The sequence below is a fragment of the Limnobacter sp. 130 genome, from assembly GCF_902506325.1.
GTDB lineage: Bacteria > Pseudomonadota > Gammaproteobacteria > Burkholderiales > Burkholderiaceae_B > Limnobacter.
In genome coordinates, this window is record NZ_LR732330.1 from 37,169 (window position 1) to 56,033 (window position 18,865).

Genomic DNA, 18,865 nt, shown 5'->3' on the forward strand with positions numbered 1-18,865 from the left:
AGGGCGAACAATCCAGCGAGAAGTGCGAACGGCCTCACTCCGATTCCTTGATGGTGTACGTTGAACGCAAGGCAGCCAGGCCAGCAGCGTTCACTGTTTCGCGCTGCGCTGCCATCAGGTCGGATCGCAACTGATTGCCTGCCTGCTCAACAGTCATGGTGTGGCCCTCATGTCGCTCCAGCACCTTGAACAAATGCACCCCAAGGCTGGATTGAACCGGCGCTGACCATTGCTCAAGTGGCAGCTCCAGCAAAATTTTGCCGACAGGTGAGCCCATGTCTTTGATGATCTGGTCTTTGCTCACCGGGCTTTGATCGGCTTGCAAAGGAAAGGGGTCTGATTGCACTGCTTTGCCTTGCCCCAATTCCTGGCGAGCGATTGCAGCCTGATATACGGCTTCGTCTCCGCGTTTGCCCCGGCTAAAAAAGTGATGCTCAAACCGCACGGTTTGTTCGGTTTGATAGCGTTGCGGATTTTGCTGAAGCCAAACCTCAAGCTGCTCTTGCGTGGGTGGAGCCACTGGGGTCATGTCCTCGAGCAAAAAGCGCATTTTTTGCACCACGCGCCGCTTCACGATTAAATCGTCTTTGTCCAGTCCAAGTTTCAAACCCTCTCGATAAAGTATTTCCTCATCGATGTAGGTTTGCATGGCATGGTCAAAGGTCGATGTACCCTTTGTTTGGGCACCTGCCTGCAAGGTTTGCTCTCGAACAAATGCCCGCTGTGCGCCGGTAATCACCAGTTCGTTACTAGCGGTAGGTTCGTCGCTTTGCCATTCCAGTAAGCCGATCAGCGCAGCCACAAACAGAAATCCAAACACGGAGAAGGAGGTGCTCATGTCTGGTTTACTTCATGTAGCGCCACACACCCGAGGGCATGTTGGCCAGCAATGGCTTGAGCAATTTCCAGGGGTAAGCTGGAACAACACCGGTGCTGCGACGCTTCTCAATGTGTTGCGCCATTTCCTTTGCTGCTTGCTCTGCGGAAACCACGAATGGAAATTTGTCCATGTTGTCAACAATGTCTGTTTTTACAAAACCAGGCAAAATTTTTGTCACGTCAATTTTGTATTTTTTCAGCTCAATGGCAGCAGAATCCAGATACATCGAGAACGCCGCCTTGGTGGCGCAATAAGCCGCCTGTTTTGGAATGGGCGTGAGCGAAGCCAGTGAGGAAATTCCGACCAGCTGACCGCCTCCGGCCTGTTTAAACCACTCCACTGCAGCATTGACGGTGGCAATGGCACCCAGCAAATTGGTTTGTATCAATCCCAATTCTTCATTGAGTTGACCTTTGCCGATACTCGTCAACTTGTTCACTCCCGCATTCACGATCACCACGTCAACCTGGTTAAGGTGGCTGAACAAGGTATGCAGCACCGGACCAACCGTGTCGGTTTGATTCACATCCAGTTCAATTACTTCAACCTGCAGATTCTGGCAACCAGGCAGCAACACAATTTCAGCGCGCAGCGCTTCAAGTTTGTCGAGCCTGCGTGCAGCCAAGCCAAGGTTGTAGCCGCGCTGGGCGAATTCCAAAGCAAGGGCTTTTCCAATGCCCGACGACGCTCCGGTGATGACGACTGTTTTGCTCAAGCTACTTTCTCCATGCGTTGTTTCGACAGCGAAGTGACTGCCACGGTCAGTGCCCTGCGTTCCACGCGGGGCAAATCCAAATTGAGTATGTGTTCGGCCTGGTGTTGCCTGAGCCAGTCGCGAACGGCATGCTTGTCGCTGTCTGCCATTTGCTGGTAACAATTCAGGGCACGTTGCAACATCCAGATCATGTAGGGCAGTGCACCACGCTTGAAAGGTTTGCCGCCCATGGTTGAGCACACTTCACCGATTCGTCTGGGCAAACGCTGATTCAAACCGTGTTTTGCCGCGTGTTCAGTGGCCAGGTCGCCTACGCTGGCCACCATTGGAATGAATTCATCAAAAATTGACCTAAATACCGGATTCAGCGTTGCTGGAATTTCATCATTGGGCAGTAGATCAAACTGGGCATGCGAGGCCGGATCTTTCATCCGCTCCAGCCAGGCGTGCAAATGTTTTCGAGGCTCAATCAGTTCGCGTTTGGGCCAAGGGTCACGGCCCAAATGACCGTACATGGTGCCCACCAAGCCGAAGTCGCCCAGGGTGGGGCGTGCGCCGAGTAAAAAGGGAAATTGCTTGAAATGCATGTCCAGTGTGTCGAGCATTTGGACAGTCCATTCATTCATGGTGTCGTATTGCTCGGGCACAATGCCAACAAAAGGCAGCATGCCTTTCAGCATTTTCGCAGGTCGTTGGGCGGCTTTGTTCTGAAGAAAGCGGGGCATCCAGGGCAGCAGTGCTTTTCCGGCGTCGTGCTCAAACACGGCGTAGTTCTCGGGGTAGTTCCAGCGTGTGTGCATGGCGATCGGTACCCACCACTCATCCCCCCAGGCCTCCAGCAGCATGGAGGCAAATTCCTGCACGGGCGTGTTTGGAATCACTGGGTTGTCGTGATGCAGCGACTCAATGTAATCAATGATCTCGCTGGTGTCCTGAATCCAGTCACCGGATGCAGTTTTTAGTACGGGCATGACTGCCGCGCCGGTTTTTTGTTTGATGGTGCGCGTCAATGTAAACAGGTTGACTGCTTTCAGCGTGTGGTCCACCTGCTTGTAACGCAGATAACACAAAGCCTTGCCTGTGAAATAGGACAGGTGCCAGCCATAGAGCGTGTAGTTTTGTCTCATGTCGACCCATTTGGTAGGGGTTTTGATACTTGATTAGAACATTAATATTTACAGTGTGTCAATTTCTTTAAAGCTGTGGCACACTGAGCAAAGTTTCACCCTATTGATACCGCTCAATGACCTCAAGCCAAACCCAAGAAAAGCGCCCTTATCTGGGCAAAAACGATCGAAAAAAAGCCTTGTTGCACAGCGCGGCTGAATTGGTCGAAGACGCTGGGTGGGGTGTGCTGAACATGAGCGCGCTGGCCGATCGCGCTGGTGTTAGTCGCCAGTTGGTTTATCAACATTTTCCGAATCTGGAAAGTTTGTTGGGGGCCACTGCCTGGGCAGTGTTCACCGACACCATGCAAGGTACGGCGCAGGCCATTGCCAATCATCCAAATGACTTGAAACAGGCCATTCGCGCTGCTGAACTTGTGTCTCTGGATATGCCTGTCGGAAAAGGCGATGCCTTGTGGCAGTTAATCGCCGGGTCGGGGTTAAATTCGCCTGAACTGGAAACAATTCGATTGGGTATTCGCGACGTCATTTTGAAGTTGTGGGTGCCTGCGATTCGCAAGTCAAAGGGACTTGACGAAGCAGCAGCAACCAGCCTGGTCTGGATGGTCATTCTCTCGTTTTGGGGAATTCGGCAATTAATACGCGACAAGCTGGTGACCCGCGAGCAAGGCATTGCGCAGTTCGATCTGCTGCTCGATCACCTCATGTAAAGTGCGTTCACTTCAGCAATTGCTCAATACTTCGTCGTAGTACTTTTTTAGCCTGGCTCACACTGAGTTGCTGATCGCGTCGAAGCCGCAACCAGGTTTCTATACTAAGAGTCAGGTCGATGGCTTCGAACAGTATTTTGTCTTTCACCAAGTCGGCCGGCAGGAAAGCCTTTAGCAGGAAGCGTTGCAGCTCAACATTGTCAGCCTGGCGTTTACGCAAGTAAGGTGACTCATGCAAATGCACCAAGCTTGCAGCTTGTAGTGGCGCCAGCTTCTCAAACATGTCTGCTCGCCGGTCAATGGCGTGCATCAGTTTTTCACTGGTGGTTTCGCCCTGCACAGGAGTGGCCAGTACCGGGGCCAGGATCGCTTCTACTGCACAGGTCATTTCCCGGTACAGGGTTTCCATGTCTTTAAAATGCCTGAATACTGTTCGAAGACCCACGCCTGCGCGGGCTGACACCATTTCGGCTGTTGGGGCAGGCTGTCCTTCACGAATCAGTTCAATCAGTGCCTGAACAATCTGTTTTTTGTTTTCTTGCCCGCGAGTCGTTCTACCGTCTACTTTCACCATGTTCTGCTTGTCATTGTTGTGGGTGTTGTGATGGGTAATCCCTTGATTCTGCTTTCTATCGGGAATGTTACAGCTTTGAGCAACGCTTCGCCCAGTTCTGGGCAATACGCGTGTATCTCGTTTTGGGTGTGCGGGGGAAGTTGTTGATAGCGTGTTCGAAGCCGCTGGAACCGCCATGCCCGATATGGCTGTGCTGGCAGATTGAACAGCGTGCCTTGGCTGTCGAATTTGAATGTCGTATGGCCCAGTTCAATGGCCGCTTCATTGGCTTGCATATAGGGCAAAAACTCCTGACCGACGATTCTGAAAAGTGGGCGCAAGTTTTCAGAAATTACCTCCGGCATGGGGCAGTTGATGTAGTCCTCAATGCGGGTGTTCCACAAGCGGGCCACCCACTCATGCACTGCTGGTGCCCGTGTACGCATAATTGCAGCTGGTGTTGGGTCACAGAAAAAGTGCCGGAACATGCCGCCATAAAAACCATAGTCAGCCAGCGTGGGGCGGTTTCCAAGTACAAAAGCCTGTTTGCTCAAAATGTGCTCGAGCGCATCCAGCGTTTCCAGATAATGGGCTTCAACCCTTTTTGCAGTGCGTGGTCGCACACCGTCACGCCAAAGAAAATGAAATCGCTGACGGTTTAATATCGCCCAGCGTCGCATGAACAGGGGCAGGGGCACATCCCGCATCATGCCCTCGGCTAGGCGGGTACTCATCAGCCTTGCGTCTTTCGCATTGGCCCAGCGATAGTAAAGGGCAGGGCGCCACAGCCATTCATCGCCAAAATCTTCCAGCAATTGAGCAACAAATCGTACAGAAGCCTTCTGCGGCATGATCGTCGTTTCTGGCTTGAGTTCTTCAAGAAATTCAATGATCAATGTGCTGTCGCTAAGCCATTGCCCATTGAGCCACTCCACCTGCGGCATTTGGGCCACTCCCGTTGCCTTGCCGCAGTGTTTAAAATCGGCGGTGTCCATTTCGATCAGCTCGTAAGGAATTTGCTTGCTGCGCAAGTAGGCCTCAAGCTTGCCAGTGAAATAGGAAAGATCCAGACCATGAACCTTCAACACATTTGGCATTGCCATGCGCAGAACTCCTTGAGATTAAAATTTCTTTTGTATATAGTGACACAAATAGTGTCACTAGTTAAGAGCACTTGAAACAGACACCAACAATTCAAACGTGGGGACAGACATGGCGCAGCAAGACGATGATCAACAGGGTGGTTCAAACGACGACAGCCTGTCGCCCAAGCGTTTAAAAAGGCGCGCATTTTTGTCGGGCCTTGCAGTGGGTGCCGCCACCGTGGGTGTTGCTGCCACTGGCGCGCATGTGGCCAACAACAAGGCGCGTGCATTGATGACACCCAAAGCCTTGCCCGAGGGTGAGGCTGCGCAGGTTGCCCTTTCGTTTCAGGATTCCCGCCCAGCCAGCACAAGCAAACCGAAAGCCAAAGCGGGCGCGCCCAATGTGGTGGTCATACTTCTGGACGACTGCGGCTTTTCCGATTTGGGTTGTTACGGCAGCGAAATTAAAACACCGGCCATAGACACCTTGGCAAAAACAGGTTTGCAGTACACCAACTTTCGCACCTGTTCCATGTGTTCGCCCACGCGCGCATCGTTCCTGACGGGTTTGAATCACCATTCAGCCGGCATGGGCTGGCTTGCCGACATTGACGCAGGCTACCCCGGCTACCGGGGCGATTTAACCCATGAAGCAGCCACCCTGGCTGAGGTGTTGCAGGGTGCAGGTTGGTCTACTTTCCTCAGTGGCAAGTGGCACGTCAACAATGCGCACACCACGGGTGCCAATGGTCCCTATGACAATTGGCCGACTCAGCGCGGTTTTGATCGTGCTTACTGGTTTCAGGGGCACTCCACGGATTACTTCAAGCCCTCGGAATTGTTCGATGGCATTGCACCGGTAGAGCCACCCGATACCCCCGATTATTTCGTGTGCGACGACCTTACCGATCGGGCAATCACCTACATTCGCACCCAGCAAGCATTGGAGCCCGGTCGCCCGTTCTACCTGCACCTTGCTTTCCCTGGTCCGCATTCACCTTTGCAGGCGCGTGCCCATGAACGTGATGCCTACAAAGGCCAATACGACAAAGGGTGGGATGCCATACGTGCCGAACGGCTGGAACGGCAAAAAGCGCTTGGCGTGATGCCCGACACAGTTGAATTGCCGCCCCTTTCGTTTGGTTCCGACAGCTGGGACAAATTGCCGCAGGCCCACAAGCAGATCACCGCGCGTTACATGGAAGTGTATGCAGGCTTGATGAGCAATATGGATTCAAATATTGCACGCCTGTTGCAAAGCCTGGATGAACTGGGTGTGCGCGAGAACACCATTGTGGTTTTGTTCTCGGACAACGGCGGCTCCCCGGAAGGTACGCCCACGGGTACACCCAATGTATTCGCGCCTGCCTTTGGTCGTCCAATTCCTGTCGAAGAAGCCGCGCAGTTGTACGATGTGCTGGGCGAAGAGGGCACCTTCCCGCATTACCCCATGGGTTGGGCCAGTGCATCGAACACACCATTCAAAATGTACAAACAATATGCCCACCTGGGCGGTGTGGCCGATCCGCTGATCGTAAGCTGGCCAAAAGGAATTGCTGCGCAGGGCGAATTGCGTAACAACTTCGTGCATGTGGTGGATTTGTTTCCCACCTTGCTGGAAGCCACAGGCGTTGAACGCCCGGCGGTGTACAAAGGCCAGCCACAAAAACCCATCGAGGGGCAAAGTGTACTGCCCACATTCGGCAAAGCCGATAGCCCAACCCGCACGGAACAGTATTTCGAGTTGGGCGGTCACCGTGCCTACATGGAGAATAACTGGCGAGCCGTGGCGCGCCACACGCGCGGCAAGCCTTTCGACGACGATGTGTGGGAACTCTACGATTTAAGCAAAGACCCGGCCGAGGGCGTTGACCTGGCCAGCCAGTTCCCCGAGGTGGTTGAGCGCCTAAAAAGCAAATGGTTAAAAGCTGCGCAACAGCACAATGTGCTGCCACTGGACGATCGCAACCTGGTGCTGCGCCTGGTGCAAGACAGGCAAGAAAAAGGCCTGCGTGCACGCTGGGATTTTTACCCGCCCGTGGAGCGTTTGGCACGCGACGTGGCACCGATTGTATGTGGTTTGTCCCACACCATTGAACTGGATTGTGAGCGCACCAAGGACGCTGGCGATGGCGTGTTGCTGGCGCAAGGAGCCAAGTATGCTGGCTGGGTGTTGTACATCCAGAACGGAAAGCTGTTTTATGAGCAAAGCCTGGTGCCGTATGTTGAGCGAATTGAATCGAATGCCGTATTGCCCGAAGGGAAACTGAAAATCAAATACCAGCAACGCATGACAGCCCGACCCTTTGATGGTGAGGGCGCCTTGTTTGTCAACGGTCAACAGGTGGCCAAGCACACTTTCAAGCGCGTGCTGTTTTCAACCAGTTACGATGGCTTTACTGTGGGTTCCGATCTGGGCAACCAGGTGTCGACCCGGTACAGCGGCCCCAATCCTTTTCAGGGCAAGTTGGGCAAAGTGACAATTGATGTCGATACCAGTAAAGTCAACCCGGTTGAAATGCTGCGCTTTTTAAGCCAAATGGGACTGAATGTTTAGCAATCATGTTGTGCTCTCGGGTGGCGATTTTTGCATGGGATCGAATCGCCACTATCCTGAGGAACGCCCCGAGCGCACCGCAAGTGTGGCTGAGTTTGCAATCGATGTTTTTCCCGTGTGCAATTCAGATTTCGCAGCGTTTATTGACGCGACTCGTTACATCACCCAAGCCGAGCGTCAGGGGCACTCACATGTGTTTCAAATGACTCAAAGTCCTGTGCCTTTGAACAATCCCGACCTGTGGTGGAAAGCGGAGCAGGGCGCATGCTGGCACAACCCGCGCCCTGGCCAGAAATTGCCCGCTGACTTTGATCAGCACCCCGTGGTACACATTGCCCTTGAAGACGCCAAAGCTTATGCGGCCTGGGCAGGCGGAAGGCTGCCCACGGAAGCAGAATGGGAGTTTGCGGCACGCGGTGGCTTGGGCAACACTGAATTTGCCTGGGGTGATGAATTTGCACCCGCCGGCAAACGCATGGCGCAGGTGTGGCAGGGGGCTTTCCCATGGTATTTCGCCCCGGGCGGCATACCTGCCACTGTGGCAGTGGGTCAATTCCCGGCCAATGGGTATGGTTTGCACGACATGATTGGCAATGTGTGGGAATGGACACAAACCGCTTTTACAGCTCCTTCCGCTTGCTGTTCATGTAGCCCGCAACAAGATGCACACACCTTGTTCACCCTGAAAGGTGGCTCGCACCTGTGCGCTGCTGAGTATTGCCTGCGCTACCGGCCCGCCGCACGCATTGGTGTGGCAGGTGCCAGCAGCACCTCGCACATTGGTTTCCGCTGCGTTTCCAGCCGCTGACCCGATGCTGGATTGAATTTTTTCCCGGATTCACAGTCCATTCATTTCAACAACAAGAAATGGAGCCGTGAATGAATTCCAAGAGTTTGATTGACCAACTGTTGAAAGCTGGCACTGACATGATCCAGGGCGGCAGTGGTGGTGCGTCCAGACCCTCCGCTGGCAGCAATACGCAGATGAGAGACATGTTGGTTGGCGCAGGTGGTGGCGCTGCCGCCACGGCAGCATTGGGCATGCTCTTGGGCAACAAACGCCACAAAAAAATGGCGGGCAAAGTAGTTACTTACGGTGGTTTGGCGGCTTTGGGCGTGTTGGCTTACAAAGCGTATGGCAACTGGCAACAGCAGCAGGGCAATATTGCAGCCACACGCGAGCCGCAAACCGTTGATCGTTTGCCAGAACCGCAAGTTGAACAGCACAGCCAGGCTATATTGCGGGCGTTGATTGGCGCTGCAAAAGCCGACGGTCACATTGATGCGAAAGAGCGCCAGCTCATAGACGGTGAAATTGCAAAAATTACCAATGATCCCCAACTTCAACGCTGGTTTGATCAGGAAATGAACAAGCCCTTGGATCCGCTGGAAATAGCGAGCTATGCAACAACGCCTGAGTTGGCTGCTGAAATGTTTCTGGCCAGTGTATTGGTGGTGGATGAAGAAAGCTTTATGGAACGCAGTTACCTGCAAGAACTGGCCAAGCAATTGCGGCTAGATCCTGCGCTGGAAGTGGAGTTGCGCGCGCAGGTAGAGCAGGCGAAAAAAACGGCCGCTTAAAGCGACCGTTCAAGTTACTGCTTTCAGGGTGTTTTTATTAACACTTAAAACTTTTGAATCAAACTGAACGACACGAAATCAGCGTCCAGGTCGGCAATGCCTTTGAACTCACCGCCAGACACTTCACGTGGTCTGACCTGGTCGTTGTTACCTACCACACTGGCGTCTACGTCGATAATGCCGTAGGCCGCCGAAATGGTAGTGTCCCGGCTTGGTGTGAAGCTTGCGCCAATACCGTAAAAGCGACGGTCGTTGTCAGGAAGAATCGGAATACGAAGATCGTCGCCCACCACGCCATTTTCCATGCCGTAGCCAGCATGCAAGGTGAGTCGCTTGAAGGCCCTGTAGTTCATGCCCACGCGATAAGCGTGCGCAACCTGGAAGTTCTGTGGGACCTCTTGGATCACGCGGCCAGTTGCCACGCGTTCATAACGCAGGAAAGTCTCGGTGTAATCCTGGTAGGTGTAGGTCGCCATCAAGTCCAGCTTCGGGCTGTAGTGGTGGAACAGCGAAATGCGGAATTCATCCGGGAAAATAACACTTTGCCGAGCCTGCTGCTGAGGTTGAAGGTCACCAGCCGCTTGAGGGCCATTGATGCCCAGAATTGGGCCAGCCAACGTGACCAAACCACCATTCAAAAACTCTCTGAACGCTGCTGTGTCCGCATTTTCATTGATGGTCAGCTCGCCTTGGTTACCATTGAATCGGGTTTTGGGGCGATAAGAGGCACCAATCCGCGTGCGATCCGTCGGTTCCCACAACAAGCCAGCCTGCGCGTTGAATGCCCAGCCAAAAATTCTCAGCTTGCCGTCAGTTTCGCCAGGGACGGGGGGCGCTTGTCCGAGGGCTGCCGCGGTATCAAGGGCTGCCAGCGTTCCGGGTGGTCCAAGCTTGCTCACCGCGTCGCGGAAGTTCACACGCAGTTTGATTGACTGGAAATAACGTTCATAAGATCCGTTGGCACCAATCGACAATGTGGGCGTCAACTTGTAGCCAAAACCCAGGTTGAGTCGAGTCACTTTCAGATCACTTTCCCGACCCGAACCACGGCCAGGGTAATCTTCGCGGTAGCGTGTCAGCAAGCCGTGTGAGCCTGATGCGCTAAAACCCACCACCAGCTTCGGACTCACAGGAATAGCTACAAAAAGGCCAGGGATAAACAGGGCTGAGTCGTAGCCGTCTTTGCGAGAAAAGAATTCGCCAGCGGAACCCTCACGGCCATCGTCCGTGGGCGGGCCATCGTTGTTTTGAGTTGAGGTGTAATCGTTGTCAAAAGTGGCAATGCTGGCCACGTTCAACACTTCAATTCGTTTAAATCGGGTTAATGCAGCCGGATTGAAGAAAATGACCGATGCATCCGAAGCCTCGGCCGCCTGGCCGGCACCCGCGGTCGCGATACCCATCGTGCTTTGATTGTCGTTGGCTGTACCGCCTGCAATGGCTTGCTGGCTAAGCGAAAACGCCGTGATTGAAAATGCCACGGCACAGGCTCTCCGAAGGGAGCTTTGCTGCAAAAACACCATTGGTCTGTCTCCTGGCTCCGACGTGCCGAGTCGCTGTGCGCCCGACTTCGAGTGTCGTGAGTTTTTTGCTGGTTGTTCTTAAAATTTTACTAGGTAGTTTCGTTGAATAATACTTGAGTAAAGACCCTATGTTTACAACGATTAACATTGATACACGTGGAAATGTAACTCAGATTCAATCAATCGTTCAAATTTTTTTTTATTTAAACCAGGGACAGTCGTTCTTTCCACAACTTCATAGAGGCGTCCATATTGGTCTGCATGGGGTGGAAGCCGGGTTTGTAGAAACAAAGCAGGTCAGGAATCATCTTGCGGAAAAGGCCTTTGCGCCCCAAGTACAGGTCAGCGCATTTCAACCATGATTTTGCGTTATACAGTTCTCCGTCTTGTTTCATGCAGCTTAGCGTGGCGGCCAATACCACGGGCCCGATTGCGATTGACACGATTGTCATGGCTACGGCGCGTTGGAGATAAGTGCCCCCCACCGCTTTGTGCGTATCGAAGGCAACAGCACGGTGCTCACTTTCTTCCATGGCATGCCAGTAGATCAGGTTCTTGATGGTTGGATCGACAATCATCGTGTGAAATTCTTCACTTTTCATGATGTGTTCGGCAATCACAGCAGTGTAATGTTCAACCGCCGCAGTACCCGCCAGTCGGGCTTTTACCGACAGTAATCTGTTTAAGCGTTTGCGCGCCCAGCGTGTGCGGGCGTCCCAACCGTTTACATTGATTCCTTGGTGTTTCAGTTCGGCATTGGCCTGCAAATGTTCTTTGCCGTGCATGGCTTCTTGACCGATGAATGCGCTTATCTCTCTTAGCAGTGCCTCGTCTTTTACCCACTTTTTAGCGTCTCGAACCGCGTCCACGAAGAATTGCTCGCCTTCAGGAAAATAAGCTTGAAAGGCGGTCCAAACGTGGCTACTGGCTGGGTCGTTGTTCACAAAATGCCGATTGATGTTGGAGAAATCAAAATCCATTCGACGAACAGGAAAGCTCGAACCTTTCTGGTGAATAGAAACAGGTGTACGCATGACAGCCTCCACTGGGTCTTGTTCGTCATTACCATCAATGACGTTGACAGTTGTGGATGTAATATTACAGATATGGAATTAAAAGTAAAGCGGTGTAATGAAGTGCTTTTTTAGATCACTTCTTCGTCTTTCAAAATGCGCAGTTGCAACTCACGCCACACCCGGGTGCCGGTTTCATCAAAGCGCAGCACACTTTCAAAGAATTGTTGCCGTGCAGCAGCGTTCACCCATTCAGCCGGAAGCAGGGGGTCGCGGCGCACCTCATAAATAGCCTGACTGCCCACCAGGTAGGCGTCTCGGGCAGCCTTTTCAAGTTTCATGCGTGAATAGCCCTGCATCCAGTCATTCAGTTTTTTGGTGTGGCTTAAATACAGTTTTTCAAGTTTTCGGGTATCCCAAAGCTTTTGAATCGATTTGAGTTGCGTGGGGTTGGCCGGAGTTAGTTCAAAAGCAAGAACCTGTTTTTCAACGCCTTGCGCCAGCAGTTTTTCCTGAACGCCCACCAAGCCCAGGTTTAAATTGGCAGGGCGCAAGAACAAGCCTTGTTCATATTCCCGAAAGCCAAGCAGTGCCAGGGCTTTTTCTCGAATCTGCAATTGTTTCCGATTGCTGCGGCCAAGGTGTGCCGTAAACACTGCATAGAAATTGCCATGCCATGCGCAGGTGGCGGTTAGCCTGCTGCTCCAGCCTTGAATGTCTTGCCCTGTAAATGCGGCTTGTTTGCCCAGGGTATAAATGCCCCGGCCAGCAGATTTCAATTGGCCTTCGGCAACCAGGCGAGCCATGGCCACACGCGCGCTGTTCTCAGAAACACCGAACAGGCTGCAAGCCAGCACAATGTGTGCTGCTTTTACTTGACGGCCCTTGCCAGCCAACATCAAGCCAAGAATCAATTGTTTTGGGGAAGCGTTTGTTTTCACGGAATTTTTTATTAAATTGGAGGTAATAGTCTAACTTGTTGCAGGGTGGGGTGGTTGGCTGGGGCTGCCGCCTGCTGCAAATTCGCTATATTGAAGAAAATAACAAAAACAGCGTAAATGGAATTGCGCTGTCACATTCGGAGACCCTGCACTCATGAACCCGATTCAGTTTGTGGCCGAGAAAGCTGTTCGCGCAACATTGCGCAGCACCTTCAAAGCGCCCGGTAAACTTCCTATTCCACTCAGTTGGCTGGCTGCCACCATGAATGCCGGTGCACCGCTATTCAAAGTACGGCCCGATGCTCGCGTTGAGTATCTGGAGCTGGGTACCTGCATGTGTGCACTGGTTCGCCCAGCCAATGCGCACACCGACCAAGTGTTGTTGCACATGCATGGTGGGGCATTTTTCGCAGGCTCGCTTGAGACGCATTTGCCCCTGGCCAGTGAACTTGCTGTTCGGTGCAATGCCCGTGTATTTTTACTGGATTACCGGCTTGCTCCCCAAAATCCATATCCAGCTGCACTGGAAGATGGAATGGCTGCGTATCAGGCTTTGCTGGATCTGGATGTGAATCCGCAAAACATGACATTGATAGGCGATTCTGCAGGCGCGGCACATATATTGTCGATGGCCATTTATGCGCGTAACGAAGGCATTCCTCTGCCGGCTGGCCTGGTGATGATTTCCCCGTTTGTTGACATGACATTGACTTCAGACTCCATTCAAAACCGGGCCAAGGCCGACCCCATGTTAAGCGTGGTGCCCTTGCAGCGGGGTGTCAGTGCGTATTGTGGCGAGATACTGCCGGCTGACCCAAGTGTGTCACCCGTATTTGCTGAACTTGATGATTTGCCGCCCATGTTGATTCAAGTGGGTAGCGACGAAATTTTGCTGGATGATGCTTTATTGCTCGAACAGCGCGCCCAAGCCGCTGGCGTACAAGTAAGCTGCACTGTGCACGAAGGCATGTGGCACAACTTTCAAATGTTCAGTGCCTTTGTGGAAAAAGCCGATAAAGCCTTGTGGGCGATCGCCGATTTTGTGAGAAGAGGGGAAGATGAATGAAGCAGTGGGCATTGGTGACAGGTTCGTCGTCTGGTATTGGTTTGCATTTGGCCGAGTGTTTTGCAAAAGACGGAATTTCCTTGGTGCTCAGTGCACGCAATGAGGCCAAGCTTGCAGAGTTGGCTGCAGACTGGATGGGCAAATACAAAGTCGATGTAATCGTGATTGCCTCCGATTTATCCAAACCCAATGCGGCAAGTGAATTGATTGCCAAGGTGAAAGCACACAACATTGAACTGAACTACTTGGTGAACAATGCGGGCGTGGGCACCTATGGTTTGTTCAAAGACACGCCCGTTGAAGACACCACCAGCATGTTGCGCCTGAACATGGACGCACTCACCGTGTTGTGCAGTGGCTTCATGCCCGATTTGCTCAACACCCGCGGAAAAATTCTGAACGTGGCTTCAACTGCAGCATTTCAGCCCGGCCCTTACATGGCAGCTTATTACGCTACCAAGGCGTATGTGCTTAGTTTTAGCGAAGCGCTGGCCGAAGAGTTGGCAGACAGCGGTGTGGCTGTGTGCACCTTGTGCCCCGGCCCAACTGCATCGGGTTTTCAGGCTGAAGCCAATATGCAGAAGTCAGCCCTGGTTCAAGGCAAACGCATGCCAAGCTCCGAGGATGTCGCTGTGAAAGGCTACGCTGCCATGAAGCGAAACCAGCGTGTGTACATTCACGGCGCCTTGAACTGGACCATGGCCCAAAGCATTCGCTTCACGCCACGCAGCTGGGCCACCAAGGTGGTGAAGTTCATCTCAAAACCTGCGGCTTGAACGCTATGGCGGGTTTGCAGATGACACAGGAAACTCACCTGGTCCCCATGCAGGGTGGTGGCCACGTGGCCTTGCACAGGTACAAGCCTGCCAAGCCCGTAGGTTTGCCAGTGGTGGTTGCGCATGGCACGTTGTCCAACCAGTTGGCAGTGGAACATTTGGGAAGTTTTCTGGCCGAGCAGGGTTTCGACACCTGGTTGTTGGAGTGGGGCGGGCACGGGCATGCAAAGCCAGCGCACCGCAAACAAAACTTTGAATATCCCGCTTTGAATGATTTGCCCGCAGCCATTGATTTCATTGTTCAGTACACGGGCTTTGAACAGCTGCATTGGACTTCCCACAGTGGGGGTGGTTTGCTCGCGCTGATGTTGCTGGCGCGCCAGCCACAACGCCTGGCACAAATCAAAACCCTGAGCCTGATTGGTGCGCAAGTCACCGACGCAGCACCCAACCTGAAAGAAAAAATGCGGGTGGCTGCCCTGGGTACCTTAACGCGCCTGTTCGGCCGTACACCCCGAAAGCTGGTACCCATCGGCCCCGAGGGTGAGCCCACATTGCTGCTGGTGCAGTGGTGCAAGTGGAATTTGAGTGGGCGATGGAAAGGCACTGACGGTTTTGATTACCTGGAGGCACTCAAACAAATTAACGTGCCTTCACTGGTGATTGCCGGAGGTCGGGACGAAGTGGCACCCACCAAAGGTTGTCGGCGAATTTACGAGGCACTGGGTGGCCCCAAAACCTGGCACGAATGCACTGTGAAGCAGGGGTTCAGCAAAGACTTTTCGCACAGCCAAATGATTCGTGGCGAAGCCGCGAAAACGGAAGTGTTTCCGCTGCTGCACCGTTTCATTCAAGCGGCTTGAAGATTACTTTCTGATCAGAAACTTTTCAAAGTGAGCTGCAATATTGGGGCAGCTTTCCACCTTGATGTGTGGGGGTAGTTTGCGCAGTGTGTGTTTGAACAGCGTGTGCAGCACATTGATCACACCGTTGATTGTTTTGCTGATCACAAAGTTAAAACCCATCAGGTCTTTGGGTGTGTACACCAGCGGCACCAGCGCAGTTTCAATCGCCTCAATCAACAGCTCAACACCTTCTTGAATGCGCGTATCGTCTTTCATGGCCAGCGCATTCATGACATCGCTGGCATTTTCGGCATAAGTCGTGGTGACCGGAATTACGATGTAAGGGCATTCTTTGCCGTTCAGGTTCAGCAGGTGAACCATGTCGTGAAAGTGGTGTATCACCGGCGGCACGCGTTTGTTGGCGATGAATTTGATCAGCCAACCGATGTAGTGCTGTGCCTCGCTTTGCACCTTGTGAATCACCTTTGATGCATCTTGCAGCATTTTGTCGGGCTGGGTTTTGTTCAACTCGTCGAGCAAGTGAGTAAAGCAGGTATCGAGCAGTTGCACATAGGTTTGTGCCAGCAGGTCAGCCCCCAAGGCTTTGTCTTCATCGCTGATGGGTTTGGATGCGCGAACATGCAGCGCCTTCATCTGGGTGTAAACATCTTCTTTGATTTGAACGGCAATATAGGGTGTGATCATGATTATTCAGTAAGATCTCGATTCGAACAGTTTACGTTTAACACGCCATGCAATCCCAACCCCCAGTCGAATTCACCGACGAAATCAAATCCCTTTTTGTTGCGAAGAAGTTGCCACAGGCACGCCAGCGCTTGCTGGACACCCTGAAACATCAATGGGACGGTCACTACAACCTGATCGCGTTCACTTATCTGTATGCAGAGAACCGCAGTGAGGAAGATTGCCAGCAGGCGTTGCAGTGGCTTGAAAAAGGTGTTGAAGCGAATGAAGTGGATGCCAAGGTTATTCTCGGGCGTTTGCTGGTGTCTGGTGAATTGGGCATGCAAGATGTTCCGCGTGGCGTAAGTTTGCTGGAACAAGCCGCCCAGGCCGGGGTGTTGATGGCCGTACTTACCTTGGCCCAAATATACAAGGGCGGCGTAGAAGGACATCTGGATGCCAGCGCTGACTTGACCGCACAATACACCCGGCAGGCTGCCGACTTGGGCGATCCGAATTCGGCTTACCACCTGGCACTTGAGCTAGAACGTGCGCCAGTGCCCGATTTTGCGCAAGCCTTCAAGTATTTTGACAAAGCAGCGCAGGGCGGTTTGTCGCAGGCCATGCACAACGTGGGTGTGTATTATCTTCACGGCAAAGGGCTTGAAAAAAATGCAGCTTTGGCCATGGCTTACTTCACTGAAGCAGCCAAACTCGGTTCACCCCTGTCCATGCTGAGTTTGTCTTTGCTGTATCTCGATGGCGTTGAAGTGTCGAAGGATCGGGGTGTTGCCTTAAGCTGGCTTTACATTTACCAAGTGCTTTTTCCCGAGACCGACATACCGGAGCAGCTTCAATTGTTGCTTGATGATGTTTCTCCCGAGGAAGAGAATTTTGCACGCGGGGCGGCGCAAAACTTCGTCAGTCATCAATTGAATAAACCCCCTAGCGGAACATTGCACTAATCTGCAATACTGAATGTGGGAGCTTTCCCATAACCACAAACGAGGACCGCCATGACTGTTTGCCCGATTGCGATTGCTGTTGGTTGTCAAAAATGTCCTGCATTTAAAATTTGCCCTGCCAAGTCGATCCTGGGTGATCAACCCAAGGCAGGCGAAAAGCAGCCCGAAAAGAAACAGTAAGTTGCGATACTTTTTCTGAAAAACCCCGACCTGGTTCGGGGTTTTTTTTGCGCCAATAATTTGTTTGATTTGTTAATAAAAGTGTCGCGGGCATATTGCTTGCGTAATAAACTGAAAATTCGCCACAGCAGCACCAAATTGGCGCATCGCTTTTCACAACAAGGAGAACAATGCATGGAAGCACTCACGCAATTTGTTAATGCAATCAACGGCATCGTGTGGGGTCCTCCCATGCTTGTCGCCATCTTGGGAACTGGTCTGTTTTTGCAATTACGTTTGAAATTCATGCCCATATTTAAAATTGGCATGGGCTTTCGTTGGGTTTGGAAAAGCCGCACGCCTGATGAAAACGCCAAGGGCGACATCACACCATACGCTGCACTAATGACTGCATTGGCTGCAACCGTGGGTACGGGCAATATCGCTGGCGTGGCCACAGCCATTGCGCTGGGTGGCCCAGGGGCTTTGTTCTGGATGTGGATGACCGCACTGGTGGGCATGGCAACAAAATATGCAGAGGTGCTGCTGGCGGTGCATTATCGCGAAACAGACACCCGTGGACATCAAGTGGGCGGCCCCATGTATGCCATTAAAAATGGCTTGGGCAAGAACTGGAAATGGCTTGGTATTGCCTTTGCCTTGTTTGGTGGCCTGGCCGGTTTTGGTATCGGCAATATGGTGCAGTCCAACAGCGTGGCCGATGTGCTCAATGTCACTTTTGGCATCGACAAATGGATTTCCGGAATTGTGATGACCGTGTTGGTGGGCTTTGTGTTGATTGGTGGCGTGAAGCGAATTGGTGCAGTGGCTCAAAAAATCGTGCCTTTCATGTGCGTGGCTTACATCATCACCTCGCTGATTGTTCTGGGTATGTACATTCAGGAAATTCCCGCCGCTTTTGCCTTGATTATTGAAAGCGCATTTAATCCTGTTGCAGCCACAGGCGGTTTTGCCGGTGCTGCGATCATGCTGGCCATTCGTTATGGTGTGGCACGTGGAATTTTTTCCAATGAAGCTGGTTTGGGTACAGCAGGTATTGCCCAGGCAGCGGGGAAGAGCAAAAACCCGGTTGAGTCTGGTCTGGTTGGCATGATGGGTACCTTCATCGACACCATCATTGTTTGCACCATGACTGGTTTGGTGATCATCGTAACCGGCGTGTGGAACAGTGGTGTGAATGGTGCAGCGCTTAGCTCCAGCGCATACGCCACAGGCTTGCCCGGTGTTGGTGAGTATGTACTGGCGATTTCACTCGCATTTTTCGCTTTCTCGACCATTATTGGCTGGTCGTATTTTGGTGAAAAGTGCTGGGAGTTCATCGCCGGAACGGCAATTACCATGCCTTACCGCGTTCTGTGGACAGGTTTCGTGATGGTGGGTGCTGTTACCCAACTTGACTTCGTATGGCTGGTGGCAGACACGCTGAATGCGTTCATGGCCTTGCCCAACCTGATTTCATTGTTGTTGCTTTCGCCTGTCATTGTGAAACTCACAAACGAGTATTTCGCCAACAAATAATTTCTGAATCCTTATCAAACCGGCAAACCGCAATCTCTGCGGTTTGCCGTCCACACTTGAACCTGTTTCGAGTTTTCTACCAAGTTTTACCGATTGTTCTGCGCTTTGCCGCCATGATACGGTCCCCTTGCTCAAGCACGCGCTTA

18 protein-coding genes are annotated in these 18,865 nt (G+C 52.4%); 9 read left to right on the forward strand and 9 right to left on the reverse strand.

What is annotated here, in order from left to right; translation table 11 throughout:
• Positions 1-34 precede the first annotated feature (34 nt).
• From FRIGORI9N_RS09185 to FRIGORI9N_RS09195, 3 genes are read right to left on the reverse strand one after another with little or no spacing between them, the layout of a single operon-like run.
• Positions 35-838: a peptidyl-prolyl cis-trans isomerase gene (locus tag FRIGORI9N_RS09185; RefSeq protein WP_159569956.1), complete on the reverse strand. Its 804-nt coding sequence runs from the start codon at positions 836-838 to the stop codon at positions 35-37.
• Between the two features lie 7 nt (positions 839-845).
• Entirely contained in the window at positions 846-1,595 is a 750-nt protein-coding gene (locus FRIGORI9N_RS09190; protein ID WP_159569958.1) for an SDR family NAD(P)-dependent oxidoreductase, read from the reverse strand.
• Entirely contained in the window at positions 1,592-2,722 is a 1,131-nt protein-coding gene (locus FRIGORI9N_RS09195; protein ID WP_159569960.1) for a glutathione S-transferase family protein, read from the reverse strand. The genes FRIGORI9N_RS09190 and FRIGORI9N_RS09195 overlap by 4 nt, the downstream gene beginning before the upstream one ends.
• 116 nt (positions 2,723-2,838) lie before the next feature.
• On the opposite strand from FRIGORI9N_RS09195, the gene FRIGORI9N_RS09200 reads away from it, so the two are divergent.
• Complete coding sequence (locus FRIGORI9N_RS09200; protein ID WP_159569962.1) at positions 2,839-3,432, forward strand: TetR/AcrR family transcriptional regulator; 594 nt, start codon at positions 2,839-2,841, stop codon at positions 3,430-3,432.
• A gap of 7 nt (positions 3,433-3,439) precedes the next feature.
• Here the strand turns inward: FRIGORI9N_RS09200 and FRIGORI9N_RS09205 are convergent, their stop codons facing one another.
• Positions 3,440-4,006, reverse strand: a complete 567-nt coding sequence (locus FRIGORI9N_RS09205) for a TetR/AcrR family transcriptional regulator (RefSeq protein ID WP_159569964.1) — start codon at positions 4,004-4,006, stop codon at positions 3,440-3,442.
• Positions 4,000-5,088: a glutathione S-transferase family protein gene (locus FRIGORI9N_RS09210; RefSeq protein WP_159569966.1), complete on the reverse strand. Its 1,089-nt coding sequence runs from the start codon at positions 5,086-5,088 to the stop codon at positions 4,000-4,002. The genes FRIGORI9N_RS09205 and FRIGORI9N_RS09210 overlap by 7 nt, the downstream gene beginning before the upstream one ends.
• Positions 5,089-5,197: 109 nt before the next feature.
• Between FRIGORI9N_RS09210 and FRIGORI9N_RS09215 the strand changes: the two genes are divergently transcribed.
• The 3 genes from FRIGORI9N_RS09215 (at position 5,198) to FRIGORI9N_RS09225 (ending at position 9,208) form a co-directional block, all read left to right on the forward strand.
• Positions 5,198-7,627, forward strand: coding sequence for an arylsulfatase (locus FRIGORI9N_RS09215; protein WP_159569968.1), 2,430 nt, complete (start codon positions 5,198-5,200; stop codon positions 7,625-7,627).
• On the forward strand, positions 7,620-8,435 hold the full coding sequence (locus FRIGORI9N_RS09220; protein ID WP_159569970.1) for a formylglycine-generating enzyme family protein: 816 nt from the start codon (positions 7,620-7,622) through the stop codon (positions 8,433-8,435). Before FRIGORI9N_RS09215 ends, FRIGORI9N_RS09220 begins: the two co-directional genes overlap by 8 nt.
• Before the next feature lie 71 nt (positions 8,436-8,506).
• The gene (locus FRIGORI9N_RS09225; protein WP_159569972.1) at positions 8,507-9,208 is read left to right on the forward strand and encodes a tellurite resistance TerB family protein; all 702 of its coding nucleotides are present in this window, start codon (positions 8,507-8,509) and stop codon (positions 9,206-9,208) included.
• A gap of 44 nt (positions 9,209-9,252) precedes the next feature.
• Here FRIGORI9N_RS09225 and FRIGORI9N_RS09230 read toward each other — a convergent pair whose 3' ends face one another.
• The 3 genes from FRIGORI9N_RS09230 to FRIGORI9N_RS09240 form a co-directional block, all read right to left on the reverse strand.
• Positions 9,253-10,689: an OmpP1/FadL family transporter gene (locus tag FRIGORI9N_RS09230; RefSeq protein WP_236550854.1), complete on the reverse strand. Its 1,437-nt coding sequence runs from the start codon at positions 10,687-10,689 to the stop codon at positions 9,253-9,255.
• Between the two features lie 245 nt (positions 10,690-10,934).
• Positions 10,935-11,765 (reverse strand): metal-dependent hydrolase, encoded by an 831-nt coding sequence (locus FRIGORI9N_RS09235; protein ID WP_159569976.1) that lies wholly within the window; start codon positions 11,763-11,765, stop codon positions 10,935-10,937.
• A gap of 110 nt (positions 11,766-11,875) precedes the next feature.
• Complete coding sequence (locus FRIGORI9N_RS09240; protein WP_159569978.1) at positions 11,876-12,685, reverse strand: PaaX family transcriptional regulator C-terminal domain-containing protein; 810 nt, start codon at positions 12,683-12,685, stop codon at positions 11,876-11,878.
• A 154-nt stretch (positions 12,686-12,839) separates the two neighbouring features.
• On the opposite strand from FRIGORI9N_RS09240, the gene FRIGORI9N_RS09245 reads away from it, so the two are divergent.
• The 3 genes from FRIGORI9N_RS09245 to FRIGORI9N_RS09255 are packed head-to-tail and all read left to right on the forward strand — an operon-like array spanning position 12,840 to position 15,390.
• Complete coding sequence (locus tag FRIGORI9N_RS09245; RefSeq protein ID WP_159569980.1) at positions 12,840-13,751, forward strand: alpha/beta hydrolase; 912 nt, start codon at positions 12,840-12,842, stop codon at positions 13,749-13,751.
• Complete coding sequence (locus FRIGORI9N_RS09250; RefSeq protein WP_159569982.1) at positions 13,748-14,527, forward strand: SDR family oxidoreductase; 780 nt, start codon at positions 13,748-13,750, stop codon at positions 14,525-14,527. The genes FRIGORI9N_RS09245 and FRIGORI9N_RS09250 overlap by 4 nt, the downstream gene beginning before the upstream one ends.
• 20 nt (positions 14,528-14,547) lie before the next feature.
• Positions 14,548-15,390 (forward strand): alpha/beta hydrolase, encoded by an 843-nt coding sequence (locus tag FRIGORI9N_RS09255; protein ID WP_159569984.1) that lies wholly within the window; start codon positions 14,548-14,550, stop codon positions 15,388-15,390.
• A gap of 3 nt (positions 15,391-15,393) precedes the next feature.
• On the opposite strand, the gene FRIGORI9N_RS09260 is transcribed toward FRIGORI9N_RS09255, so the two are convergent.
• Positions 15,394-16,077, reverse strand: a complete 684-nt coding sequence (locus FRIGORI9N_RS09260; protein ID WP_159569986.1) for a hypothetical protein — start codon at positions 16,075-16,077, stop codon at positions 15,394-15,396.
• A gap of 47 nt (positions 16,078-16,124) precedes the next feature.
• On the opposite strand from FRIGORI9N_RS09260, the gene FRIGORI9N_RS09265 reads away from it, so the two are divergent.
• Entirely contained in the window at positions 16,125-17,021 is an 897-nt protein-coding gene (locus tag FRIGORI9N_RS09265) for a tetratricopeptide repeat protein (RefSeq protein ID WP_159569988.1), read from the forward strand.
• A 354-nt stretch (positions 17,022-17,375) separates the two neighbouring features.
• On the forward strand, positions 17,376-18,719 hold the full coding sequence (locus FRIGORI9N_RS09270) for a sodium:alanine symporter family protein (protein WP_159569990.1): 1,344 nt from the start codon (positions 17,376-17,378) through the stop codon (positions 18,717-18,719).
• Positions 18,720-18,865 lie beyond the last annotated feature (146 nt).